Source organism: Flavobacterium azooxidireducens (assembly GCF_023195775.1).
GTDB classification, from domain to species: domain Bacteria; phylum Bacteroidota; class Bacteroidia; order Flavobacteriales; family Flavobacteriaceae; genus Flavobacterium; species Flavobacterium azooxidireducens.
Window position 1 is genome coordinate 3,245,001 of the sequence record NZ_CP096205.1, and the last position, 12,509, is coordinate 3,257,509.

At 35.5% G+C, this 12,509-nt stretch carries 11 protein-coding genes (1 of these 11 only partly in view); 6 read left to right on the forward strand and 5 right to left on the reverse strand.

Going from position 1 to position 12,509, the window contains the following annotated elements; translation table 11 throughout:
- From M0M57_RS14020 to M0M57_RS14040, 5 genes are all read right to left on the reverse strand, one after another.
- Nucleotides 1-84, reverse strand: partial view of an endonuclease III domain-containing protein gene (locus M0M57_RS14020; RefSeq protein WP_248433673.1) — the 5' portion only. Its footprint begins 561 nt before the window's first position; 84 of the gene's 645 nt are visible here — the first part of the coding sequence; it begins with the start codon at nt 82-84; the stop codon falls past the left edge of the window.
- A 3-nt stretch (nt 85-87) separates the two neighbouring features.
- Nucleotides 88-477, reverse strand: a complete 390-nt coding sequence (gene msrB / locus M0M57_RS14025) for a peptide-methionine (R)-S-oxide reductase MsrB (protein WP_248433674.1) — start codon at nt 475-477, stop codon at nt 88-90.
- Nucleotides 477-947: a peptide-methionine (R)-S-oxide reductase MsrB gene (gene msrB, locus M0M57_RS14030; protein WP_248433675.1), complete on the reverse strand. Its 471-nt coding sequence runs from the start codon at nt 945-947 to the stop codon at nt 477-479. The genes msrB (M0M57_RS14025) and msrB (M0M57_RS14030) overlap by 1 nt, the downstream gene beginning before the upstream one ends.
- Before the next feature lie 19 nt (nt 948-966).
- A complete protein-coding gene (locus M0M57_RS14035) occupies nt 967-1,896 on the reverse strand; it encodes an alpha/beta fold hydrolase (protein ID WP_248433676.1) in 930 nt (309 codons plus the stop codon).
- A gap of 293 nt (nt 1,897-2,189) precedes the next feature.
- Nucleotides 2,190-3,053, reverse strand: a complete 864-nt coding sequence (locus M0M57_RS14040) for an alpha/beta fold hydrolase (protein ID WP_248433678.1) — start codon at nt 3,051-3,053, stop codon at nt 2,190-2,192.
- Nucleotides 3,054-3,127: 74 nt separating this feature from the next.
- Between M0M57_RS14040 and M0M57_RS14045 the strand changes: the two genes are divergently transcribed.
- The 6 genes from M0M57_RS14045 (at nt 3,128) to M0M57_RS14065 (ending at nt 12,486) form a co-directional block, all read left to right on the forward strand.
- Nucleotides 3,128-5,062 carry an alpha-1,4-glucan--maltose-1-phosphate maltosyltransferase gene (locus tag M0M57_RS14045; RefSeq protein ID WP_248433679.1) on the forward strand — a complete coding sequence of 645 codons (1,935 nt, stop codon included), beginning with the start codon at nt 3,128-3,130 and terminating at the stop codon, nt 5,060-5,062.
- Nucleotides 5,062-6,684 (forward strand): maltokinase N-terminal cap-like domain-containing protein, encoded by a 1,623-nt coding sequence (locus M0M57_RS14050; protein WP_248433680.1) that lies wholly within the window; start codon nt 5,062-5,064, stop codon nt 6,682-6,684. The genes M0M57_RS14045 and M0M57_RS14050 overlap by 1 nt, the downstream gene beginning before the upstream one ends.
- A 178-nt stretch (nt 6,685-6,862) precedes the next feature.
- Complete coding sequence (locus tag M0M57_RS16715) at nt 6,863-6,997, forward strand: hypothetical protein (protein ID WP_256466608.1); 135 nt, start codon at nt 6,863-6,865, stop codon at nt 6,995-6,997.
- A gap of 5 nt (nt 6,998-7,002) precedes the next feature.
- A complete protein-coding gene (locus M0M57_RS14055; protein ID WP_248433681.1) occupies nt 7,003-7,896 on the forward strand; it encodes a hypothetical protein in 894 nt (297 codons plus the stop codon).
- 60 nt (nt 7,897-7,956) lie between these two features.
- Nucleotides 7,957-9,870, forward strand: a complete 1,914-nt coding sequence (glgB, locus tag M0M57_RS14060) for a 1,4-alpha-glucan branching protein GlgB (protein ID WP_248433682.1) — start codon at nt 7,957-7,959, stop codon at nt 9,868-9,870.
- A 216-nt stretch (nt 9,871-10,086) separates the two neighbouring features.
- Nucleotides 10,087-12,486 (forward strand): glycoside hydrolase family 31 protein, encoded by a 2,400-nt coding sequence (locus M0M57_RS14065; RefSeq protein ID WP_248433683.1) that lies wholly within the window; start codon nt 10,087-10,089, stop codon nt 12,484-12,486.
- The last annotated feature ends 23 nt before the right edge of the window (nt 12,487-12,509 follow it).

The following is a 12,509-nucleotide window of genomic DNA, read 5'->3' on the forward strand; positions in this document are numbered from 1 at the left end:
CAATGGATGTTTTTTTCCTTTGTATTGATTAATTAAAGGAGTTAATTTTTTTTTCCAATTAGATGTTTCTTCAAATAAATTCATTTTTTACTCCCTAAAATCAATTGATAGCGAATTCACACAATAACGAATTCCGGTTTCTGTTGGACCATCATCGAAAACGTGTCCTAAATGACTTCCGCAGCTGGCACAAAGAATTTCGGTACGAATCATACCGTGAGTTGCATCCTTGATGTATTCAACTTTTCCTGGGATGGATTGATCGAAGGATGGCCAACCGCAATGAGCATCAAATTTGGCATCGCTTTCAAATAAAACTTCGGCACAAGCAGCACAACAATACTTTCCTTTTTCGAAATGAAGGTTGTATTGTCCGGTGTGCGGAAATTCTGTTCCTTTTTGACGAAGGATTTTATATTTTTCTAGCCCTAATTGGGCTTTCCATTCTTCTTCTGTTTTTTGAATTTTGTAGGCCATTACTTTTCAGGTATAAATTTGACAGAAATTGAGTTGGTGCAAAAACGTTTTCCGGTGGTTTCTTTGGGGCCGTCATCAAAAACGTGACCGAGGTGACCACCACAGTTGGCACACATTACTTCAACGCGTGACATATTAAAACTATAATCATTTTCATAAATCACAGAACCTTTGATGGCTTGGTCGAATGATGGCCAACCACAATCTGAATCAAATTTGGTTTGCGAAGTAAATAACGGGTTTTCACAAGCGGCACAAACGTATTGTCCTTTTTCAAAGTGATCCCAATAGGCTCCGGTGAAAGCTCGTTCTGTGCCTTTTTTACGCAATACTTCGTATTGTTCGGGGGTGAGTTCTGCTTTCCATTCAGCTTCGGTTTTGACGACTTTTAAGGGCTTTTTAGTTTCTTTTTTTTGCCCTTGACACGCTGTTAGTGTGAAAAGGGTGAGGATTAACATTATTTTCTTCATAGCGGTTTTAATTTAATTTTTATTTTATCCACGTTTTTATCGCCTCAATAAATGGTGTTTGTTGATCAATAAAAACATTATGTGAACAGTTTTCAAAGTATTGTAAGTTAGTTGAACCAATGAGGTTCTGTAAATCAGCAATTTGTTCAGTAGAATAAAGTCCATCGTCTTTACCATACAGACCATAAATTTGGATATTCTTTTTTTTCAGTTCTTTTAAATTTGTAGTTAAGTCGATGGTTGTATATTTTTCATTTTTCCAAAAACCTCTGGGAGCTTCGTACGACATTTGAGAAGCATATTTAGTTAAAAGCGTATCTGTTTTAAATTTCGAATAGATGTTTTTTGCTTCTGTCGTTGGATTTTTAGGTGAATAAAAACCATTTTGCATCGCGTGTATAAAACAATAAGAACTGTATTCAATACTTGTTGTGTCCATTTTTTCAAGCATTGCAATGTATTTTAGGTTTACACTGTCTTTTTTTGTTTCATAAATACTTTTGGATTGTGAAAGAATATGTTTAAAAGTAGTTTGCAAAGAAACAGGAGCTCCGACCAGAACAATTGATTGTACTTTTTTAGGATTCGCTTCGGCGAATAAAGTGGCTACAATTCCACCAAAGCTGTGTCCGATTAACGTAGATTTTTTTAAGTTAAATTTTTGATAGATGGAATTTAAATCTTCAATCGTTTCGTTAAAAGTAAATTTTGCGTTAGTGTCAGAACTTCGTCCTTCGCCGCGTCGGTCATACACGATCACAAAGAAACCTTTGTCTGCAAGTTGTTGTGCAGTTGTTGCTTCAAAGTTTGCACTATTAAAACCCGGACCACCGTGGAGAAAAATAATAGGTTTGTCTTTACTGTTTCCAAAGGTTTTGGTATAAATAGTTTGTCCATAGCTTAATGTTGCTAGAAAAGTAAACAGTATTGATGTGATGATTTTTTTCATTTGTTTGTTTTAAAAGCCAATAATATTTTAAATTTTTTAGCCACGAATTATACGAATTACCACGAATTTAAAACGAATAAAATTTGTGAAATTCGTGGTAATTCGTATAATTCGTGGCAAAACAAAATTATTAAAAATATTTCCTTAATAGCACTCATCCTAGCCCAGATAGTAGCGGAAACCCCGCAGGACTGAAAGCCAATTTTTCTTCGCTTTTTGGGGCGACCAAAGAAGCCACGAAAAAGCATTAGAAAAATGGATTGAAGGCCGAGGAGTTGCAGCGGATAGCTGGATTAGCTTCTGATAAAATTACTAATTTCATTGATTACTTTTTCGTTTCCTAGTATTTTTCTATGTCCTAAATTATTGGTTATCATTAATTTGCTATTTTTTAAATGGCTGTGAATGTTGTGAGCACATTTTACATTTACATCGTGATCGTCGTTGTCGTGGATGATGAAAACCGGCGTTTCGATGTTTTTGGACACAACCGATGTAGAATAATTGTTCATTGGTTCGCCGAATTTCTTTTCAAAATGTTCTCGCATTCTGTCGCCAATTTGTGGTTTTAGACCTAAATTTCGAATAAAATCGGAGATAATATCCTGAATTAAATCGCCACTCCCTATAATTACGGCTTTTTTGACATTCAGGTTTTGTTTGATGGCGTTGATAATGGCCATTCCGCCTAACGAGTGACCAACGGCAAATTCAAACGGACCGTATTGTTTTTCGAGGACGAGAATGCTGGCGATAAATTCGGTCATAATCGACGAATTTCCTTTGCTTTTGCCGTGTGCCGGAGCATCGAAACTGATGATAGAAAAGCCATTTTCGATGAGTTCGTCGGCAATTTTGACTAATTGTGTTCCGCGACCCGACCAACCGTGAACGAGCAAAATCTTTTTCGGGCTGTTACCGTATTGGTAAGTTTTAATGGTTTTATCGATGGACGGAATTAAAACATCGTGTTGGATACTTTGTTTATCCATTTGAAATTCCCGTTTCGGAATCTTGTGTTTTATAGGCGTTGTAAAAAGTTTTGCAGCAAATTGAGTGGCTAATTTTGGTGAAATTGCTTGCAAAAATTTAGCGGTTATGAGAATTGGCTTCGGAATCTGCAAGGATTGATTGTCAGATTTGGTTTTTTTTGACATTTCAATAAATTTTAACGCAAGGTATGATTTAAAATTATTTTTTATAAATTTAGAGTTCATAAAAATTACTTAAAATGCAAAATCAGACGCGTATCATTATTGAAAGTGTGAAGCCTCAGTTGGATGGAGGTTCTTTTTTTATAAAGCGAATTATCAACCAAACAGTTAACGTATCTGCTCACGTTTTTTCCGACGGTCACGATGTGGTGGAATGTTGTGTGAAATTTAAACACGAAAAAGATAAAAAGTGGAGTGAAGTGCGAATGTCTCCGACTGAAAACGATGAATGGGAAGCTGAATTTACAGTTACAAAGCAAGGATTTTATTCCTATTTTATTGAAGGTTGGGTAGATTATGCCTTGAATTGGCAACACGGCACCGAACGAAAAATCAATGATAATCAACACGTTAAATCGGAGTTGTTGGAAGGAGCAGAGTACTGTCAAGCGATTTTGAAAGAAGTTACAAAAGATGAAAAAGCGTATTTGAATTCTGCCATCAAAGCGTTTCAAGATGCCAAATTATATGATTCAGCGATTGCCATTGCGTTGTCGGATGAATTGCATCAGATTTTTAAAAAATACCCAAAGCGAACTTTAGCGAATTCTTCTGCTGAATTGAAGGTTTATGTGGATAGAAAAAAAGCGTTGTTTAGCACTTGGTATGAATTTTTTCCACGTTCGGCTTCAGAAACTCCCGGCAAACACGGAACGTTTAAAGATTGCGAACGATTGTTGCCACGAGTGGTGGAAATGGGTTTTGATACGTTGTATTTTCCGCCGATTCATCCGATTGGAGAAGTAAATCGCAAAGGAAAAAATAACGCCACTACGGCTGAAAAAGGAGATGTGGGTTCGCCGTGGGGAATTGGTTCGAAGTTTGGCGGACATAAATCGACTCATCCGGAATTGGGAACAATTGATGAATTTAAGGCATTGGTTAAAAAAGCCCAATCGATGGGAATTGAAATTGCGATGGATTATGCGTTGCAAGCGGCTCCTGATCATCCGTATGTGAAAGATTTTCCGCAATGGTTCAAATGGCGTCCGGACGGAACGGTGCAATATGCTGAAAATCCACCAAAAAAATACCAAGATATCCAACCGATTTATTTTGAAAGCGGCGATTGGAAAAACTTGTGGAAGGAATTGTTAGATGTCGCTTTATTTTGGATTGAAGAATGTGGAATTAAAGTCTATCGCGTGGATAATCCGCATACCAAACCCTTTTATTTTTGGGGATGGTTGATTGGTGAGATTAAGAAAAAACATCCGGATGTGTTGTTTTTGTCGGAAGCTTTTACACGACCGAAAATTATGAATGAATTAGCGAAACAAGGTTTTTCGCAATCTTATACCTATTTTACTTGGCGAAATACGAAAGCCGAATTGATTGAATATGTCACCGAATTAACGCAAACCGAACAAAAGGAATTTTTCAGACCGAATTTCTGGCCGAATACGCCTGATATTCTGCCATTTGCGTTGCAAACAGGAAATGAATCGGTTTATTTACAGAAATATTTTTTAGCCGCCACATTGAGTTCTAGTGTTGGAATCTATGGTCCGGCTTACGAATTTTTAGTTCATCAACCGATGGCTAAAGGCAAAGAGGAATATTTGAATTCGGAGAAATACGAAGTATATCATTGGGATTGGGAAGCGAAGAACAAATTGACTACGTTAATTACTCGTATCAATCACATCAGAAAACAGCAAGAATCGTTGCAACAAACGAATAATATTGTTTTTTGTAAAACGGATAACGAACAGTTGATCGCGTATTATAAATTTAATGATGCCAAAACCGATCATACATTGATGGTTTGTAGTTTGAATGCACAAAATCCGTTGCAAGCCGTGGTTCGTTTACCTTTGGAAGAACTTGGTAATCAACCGGTTAAAGTAACCGATTTAATTACCGGAAACAGTTATTTTTGGGATAGAGAGTGGAATTTTGTAGAATTACATCCTGCTTTACCTTTTCATTTATTTAAAATTGAACGATAATGAATACAACCAACCAAGATACTTTTACCAGTACATTTGAATTTAAAACAACGTGGGAAACTTGTTTTGAAGATGATGATTTTGTCAAGGTTTTTTCTTCGGATATTTTAGAAAATTATATCATCAACAAACGATGGTATGGCGGAAAGGCGAGTACGTTAAAGTACATCGAGGTGGTTGATCAGTTTAAGATAACTTCAAAGAAAAACACCTATTATGGTGTGTTGTTGGAAGTGAATTTTAAAGAAGCTTTTTACCAACATTATTTTATGCCGTTGGCTTTTATGTCCAAAGAAGAATTGGATACAAGTACCGTTATCGCTCCCGTTGTGATGGGAAAACAAACCGGTTATTTAGTTGATGCATTACATCAAGAAGATTTTCGTAAGTTGTTGTTTGACAACATTATAAAATCAAAAGAAACACCCGGATTGAAATTGGTTTTTCACAAAGGTTCAACCATTGAAAAAGACGAATATCAATCGTCTCGTTTTATGGGATTGGAGCAAAGCAATACATCAATTATTTACAATGATTCGTTTGTTTTGAAAATTTTCAGACGCATTTATGTCAGCACCAATCCCGATTATGAAATCAGTCGTTTTTTGACTGAACGGATGCATTTTGAAAATACACCACGCTATACCGGAAGTATTAATTTGGCTTTGGCCGAAGGAAATATTACGCTCGGTTTGATGCAAGAATTGGTTTCGAATCAAGGCGATGCGTGGAAATTTATGCTCGAACAAATTGACGGTGTTTTTGATAATTTGAAACGCAAGAAAATAAAAATCGATAAATTACCCGATATTGCAATGTTTAAACGGTTGCGGATTAATGAAATTCCGCCCGAAATTATTGACTGGGTGGGATTGAGTTTGTTTTTACGCATTCAAACCTTGGCGTTACGAACGGCAGAAATGCACATTGCGTTGGGAAGTGATATTCACGAAACGGCTTTTACACCAACCACTTACAACGGCGATTATACCGTTTGGTTGAAAAACAGAATGTTGTATCAGTTTCAAAACCGATTGAATATCATTGAAAACAGTTTGCATAAATTGGACGGATTGGCGTTAGAATTGGCTCATCAATTTATGGAAAATAAGAAGTTAGTCCGAAAACATTTTGTCGATTTCGATTGGACGAAGATGAAATCGGAACGCATCAGAATTCACGGCGATTATCATTTGGGACAAGTGTTAGTGAATGGCGATGATTTCTATATTTTGGATTTTGAAGGCGAACCGGAAAGCACTATTCGCGACAGAAAAGTAAAGCAACCACCGTTGAAAGATGTCGCGGGAATGTTCCGTTCGTTTCATTATGCCATTTATGCGACGATTTTTAACAACAAAGAAAAATATCCGTTTGAGCAGGAAGAATTGTTTAAAGCTGGGGAAATTTTGTATAAATATTTTGTGGGTGTCTTTTTGGAAACCTACATCGAAAAAGCCCAATCCGGTAATTTAAACATTGGTTACAACCACGAAATCGACTTTTTATTGAAGTATTGTTTGCTTGAAAAAGCGGTTTATGAATTGGGTTACGAATTGAATTCCAGACCACGATGGGCGGTGATTCCGTTGAGGGGGATTCAGAGTATTATGAATTATTAGATTAAAGAATATAAAATATAGAATAAAAAGCATAGAATTCAGAATTGACTTTGTTTACAGATATAATCCCAAAATGGCAATAATGAAAAAATAATATCGTTTCTTTTACTTTAACTAATTAGTTATGGAAGTTATGTAAAGGCATTCTATTTAAAAAGACATTAAATAAACTATTAGTATGAAATTTTCCCAAAATGATCCATATGACATAAATCAAAGTATTTCTGTAAAACCTACTGACAATGCTTTGGTAAGTAAAGTTTCGATCAGAAATTATGGAAAATCATTACATACTTTTAATATTATAAAATAAAAAATATGAAGTTAATATTTTTTTTAGTTTTTACATTTATTTCAACATTTTCATTTAGTCAAGAAAATGATGATTTTGTAAAACGACTTAAAGCCATTAATAACCAAACAATTATTTTCTATAATGTTGATGGAGTTGATTTTTCAAGTCAAACATTTAGTAATGAATTTTCTGAAAAAGGGTTAAAAAAATTATATAGAAAATATTCCATTAAAGAAAGTGACATTAAAACAAAAGACGAAACATTAAAAAACAACAATTTATTCATTACTAAATTTGAAAATATTGCGGAAAATATTAATCAGATCAGTTCATATTATTTTGTTGAGAATAAAAACAAAACCGTTTCAGTTTTTTGGTTTGGTTATTATGGAAAACAAAATCAAGTATTTGAAAGAAAATATATAAATCTAATTTTGAACGGTGAAATACCAAAAGAAGTTTTTGAGCCAATGACTATTGATAGTATAGATTTTGCAGGACGAAAAATCAAACTTGGAAATAGTTGTTATTGGACAAACATAAATAATGTGCAATGTCCATATTATGGTGAAATGAATTGGTCGGTTCACAAAACACTCGAAAGTGCTGAGAGCTCAATTGACAATCAATTTACTGTTACAAAAAATAAAAAAGGCGGAAAAGTTCTTTCAGAGGAAGACGTTCACGTTATATTTGAAGGAACAGAAACGAAAGCTAAAAAAGTAATCTATGATTTTACAGGTGCAAAATCATTACTTGCAGGAATGTCAGGAGGAAAAACTTTGACAATTTATTATGTTGCAAGTAAAGTGAGAGAAAATTATGTAAGTTGTTGTATGAGTTTTTGGAATAATGACACAATTACAGAAAATGGATTAGCACCTTTATTAGAGAAAGTAATGCAACTGAAAAAATAATTAAACTTGCATTTTGCATAAACTAAAATTAAAATATAACTTCTTTAAGGTTAAAAATATATGAACCAAGTACAACCACATTCCTTATTCACCGATTTTGACATCGCCTTATTCAAAGCCGGAAAACATTTTAGATTATACGAAAAATTAGGAGCTCATCTTACGGAGGTCAACGGCGTAAAAGGCGTTTATTTTGCTGTTTGGGCACCGTCTGCACGTTCGGTTTCTGTCGTGGGCGATTTTAATTACTGGATTCAAGGCGAACATCCATTGAATGTGCGTTGGGATGCGTCCGGAATTTGGGAAGGATTTATTCCAAACATCGATAAAGGAACAAAATACAAATATAAAATTCAGTCCAATAACAACGGAATTATCACTGAAAAAGCCGATCCGTTTGCGTTGTATTGTCAAAAACCACCGGAAACGGCGTCAGTCATTTGGGATTTGGAATACAAATGGAAAGACAAAAAATGGATGGATTCCCGAAAAGAAAAAAATGGTTTAGACAAACCGTATTCGGTGTATGAAGTGCATTTGGGTTCGTGGAAACGCAATTTAGAGCAAGACCGTTCGCTGACGTATTTAGAATTAGCGGAAGATTTGGTGAATTATGTCAAAGAAACCGGTTTCACGCACGTGGAATTTATGCCAATTATGGAATATCCCTACGATCCTTCGTGGGGGTATCAGTTGATTGGTTATTTTGCCCCAACTTCCCGATTTGGAAAACCACAGGATTTTATGTTTTTGGTAGATAAATTGCATCAAGCCGGAATTGGCGTGATTTTAGACTGGGTTCCGTCGCATTTTCCCGACGATGCTCACGGTTTAGGATTTTTTGACGGTTCTAATTTGTATGAACATCCCGATCGCAGAAAAGGCTATCATCCCGATTGGAAAAGTTTAGTTTTCAATTACGGCAGAAATGAAGTGCGTTCGTTTTTGATTTCCAATGCCTTATTTTGGTTGGATTATTATCACGCGGATGGTCTTCGTGTTGATGCCGTTGCTTCGATGTTGTATTTGGATTATTCCAGAAAAGAAGGAGAGTGGGAACCGAATATTTTTGGCGGAAGAGAAAATTTAGATACGATTAGTTTCTTAAAAGATTTTAATGAAGCAGTTTATTCCAATTATGAAGGAGTACAGACAATTGCCGAAGAAAGTACGTCGTTTCCAATGGTTTCCAGACCAACTTCGGTAGGCGGATTAGGATTTGGAATGAAATGGATGATGGGATGGATGCACGACACATTGCAATATTTTAAACGTGAATCGATTTACCGAAAATACCATCAAAATGATTTGACTTTTTCGATGACGTATGCGTTTTCCGAAAACTTTATGTTACCACTTTCGCACGATGAAGTTGTTTATGGAAAAAAATCCATTTTAGGAAGAATGACAGGCGATGAGTGGCAGCAATTTGCCAATTTACGTTTGCTTTACGGTTATATGTTTACGCATCCGGGAACGAATTTACTCTTTATGGGATCCGAATTCGGTCAACGAGCCGAGTGGAAATTTGACGGAAGTTTAGACTGGCATTTGTTGAACTATGGTTATCACGAAGGTACACGAAAATGTATTTCAGACTTGAATGAACTCTATAAAACCAATCCCGCTTTATTTGAAAATCAATTTAGCCCCGAAGGTTTTGAATGGATTAATTATTCCGATCATCAAAATGCGGTGCTGAGTTACATCCGTAAAGGAAAAAATGAAAAAGAAAATTTAGTGGTGGTCTGTAATTTTACACCGGTTGTTCGGGAGAATTATCGAATCGGATTGCCTTCCAAAGGAAAGTTGACTGAAATTTTTAATTCTGATAAAGTGGAATACGGCGGAAGTGGTATCAATAATAAAAAGGCCATCAAAATTGAAAAAGAACCTTGGAACGGAAGAGATTTTTCGGCAGAATTGACTTTGCCACCATTGGGAGTTTCGGTTTTTAAGGTTTCTGTGAAGTAATGTAAATTTTATTTTTAAACCATTAAGGTATTAAGGTTTATTAAGTAATATTCTGAAACCTGACAGGTTTTTAAAACCTGTCAGGTTTAAATCCCTCTCAAACAGAGGGATTTCCATTTTATCCATAAACGCAAACGTTTGAGTTAATAAAACCTCAAATTAAAAAGTGATTAAAAGTTTCAACTTTGTAAATTTGACAATTATAATCCAATTACTATGATTACAAATACTGAATTAGAACACAAAGGCGATCAGTTTCCTTCCAAAATAGTGTCATTCAATCAAGATGTTGACAATGTTTTTTTCTACACAGAAAATAATGTGGTGCTCAAAATCACCATTCTTCGTGATAGTATGATTCGTTTTCGCTACACAACCAAAGGTTATTTCAATAAAGACTTTTCGTATGCCATTGATAAAGGTCAATCACACGGCTATAACGAATTGACGGTTGAAGAGCACAAAGCTTTTTATACGATTACAACCAGCAAAATAGTTTGCAAAATCAATAAACAGAATGCGAAAGTTTCGATTTTTGATTTAGAAGGTTTTCAAATTTTGGATGATGAAATTGGTTTTCATTGGGAAGAAAGCTACGAATTTGGTGGAAACATCGTCAAAATGAGCAAGAAAGCCAATGACGGCGAATGTTATTATGGAATGGGCGACAAAGCCACGCATCTTAATTTAAAAGGAAAACGAGTTGAAAATTGGGCAACCGATCAATATGCTTTTCATCGTGAACAAGAGCCATTGTACAAAGTGGTGCCGTTTTATATCGGCTTACATCATAATAATGCGTACGGAATATTTTTTGACAATACGTTCAGAACATTTTTCGATTTTTGTCACGAACGTAGAAATGTAACCAGTTTTTGGGCAGAAGGTGGTGAGATGAATTACTATTTCATTTACGGCCCGAAAATGAAAGATGTGGTTACAAATTATACGCATTTAACCGGAAAACCGGAGCTTCCGCCGATGTGGACGCTAGGTTATCATCAATGTAAATGGAGTTATTATCCTGAGAGTAAAGTAAAAGAAATTACTTCTACTTTCAGAAAACTTAAAATTCCGTGTGATGCTATTTATTTGGACATCGATTATATGGAAGGATTCCGATGTTTCACTTGGAGCAAAGAATATTTTCCCGATCCAAAGCGAATGGTTGCTGAATTGGCCAAAGATGGTTTTAAAACCGTTGTAATTATTGATCCGGGAATTAAAATTGACAAAGAATATTCTGTTTATACCGAAGCGTTAGAAAAAGATTATTTCTGCAAACGTGCCGACGGACCTTATATGAAAGGAAAAGTTTGGCCAGGCGAATGTAATTTTCCTGATTATACAAATCCCGAAGTCCGTGAATGGTGGGCAGGATTATTCAAAGAATTAATTTCAGATATTGGCGTAAAAGGTGTTTGGAACGATATGAACGAACCGGCAGTAATGGATGTTCCCGGAAAAACCTTCCCAATGGATGTTCGTCACGATTATGATGGAAATCCGTGTAGTCACCGAAAAGCTCATAATATTTACGGAACGCAAATGGCAAGAGCAACCTATGAAGGGGTGAAGCGATTTGCCTATCCAAAACGACCGTTCATCATCACTCGTTCCGCATATTCCGGTGCTCAACGTTACACTTCGTCTTGGACGGGAGATAATGTTGCGACTTGGGAACATTTATGGATTGCTAACATTCAAATGCAACGTATGTCGATTAGCGGAATGGGCTTTACTGGTTCTGATATTGGCGGTTTTGCCGAACAACCTTCGGGCGAATTATATGCTCGTTGGATTCAGTTAGGCGTTTTTCATCCGTTTTGCAGAACGCATTCTTCCGGAGATCACGGCGAACAAGAACCTTGGTCGTTTGGAGAAGAAGTAGTAGATATTACCAGAAAATTCGTTAACCTTCGTTACCAATTACTTCCTTACTTATATACGATGTTTTGGAAATATGTGAATGAAGGTGAAGCGATGTTGAAACCTTTAGTTTACTTTGATCAGGAAGATGTTCAAACGTTATATCGAACAGACGAATTTATTTTTGGAAATCAAATTTTGGTTTGTCCGATTTTAGAACCAAATGCAGTAGGACGACGAATGTATCTTCCGAAAGGAAATTGGTATAATTTTTGGACTAATGAAGTAGTTGAAGGTAAAAGGGAATTATGGGTGGCAACGGATTATGATCAAATTCCGATTTTCATCAAAGAAGGAGCCATTATTCCAAAATATCCTGTTCAACAATATGTAGGAGAAAAAGATTTTGAAGAAATCACATTGGATGTTTACTATAAATTCGGAAAAGAAAAATCCGTTTTATATGAAGATGCTCAAGATGGTTACGATTATAATAAAGGTAGATTTTCGTTACGAACGTTCAACCTTACCGGAAAAGAGAAAGAATTGATTATTCAGTTGCATCAGGTGGGAGAATTTTTGACTAATTATTCAAAATTTAGAATTAATATAATTGGTTTACCGTTTAAAATTTCTTCGATCGAAATTGATAATGAGAAGGTTTCATTAGAATCTGCTTTTTTTGACGGAAAAAATTCGTTGTTGGTTGATAAATTCTTTACGGAATTACATATTGTTGGCAAATAGATTACTAATTTTGTAAAAATATT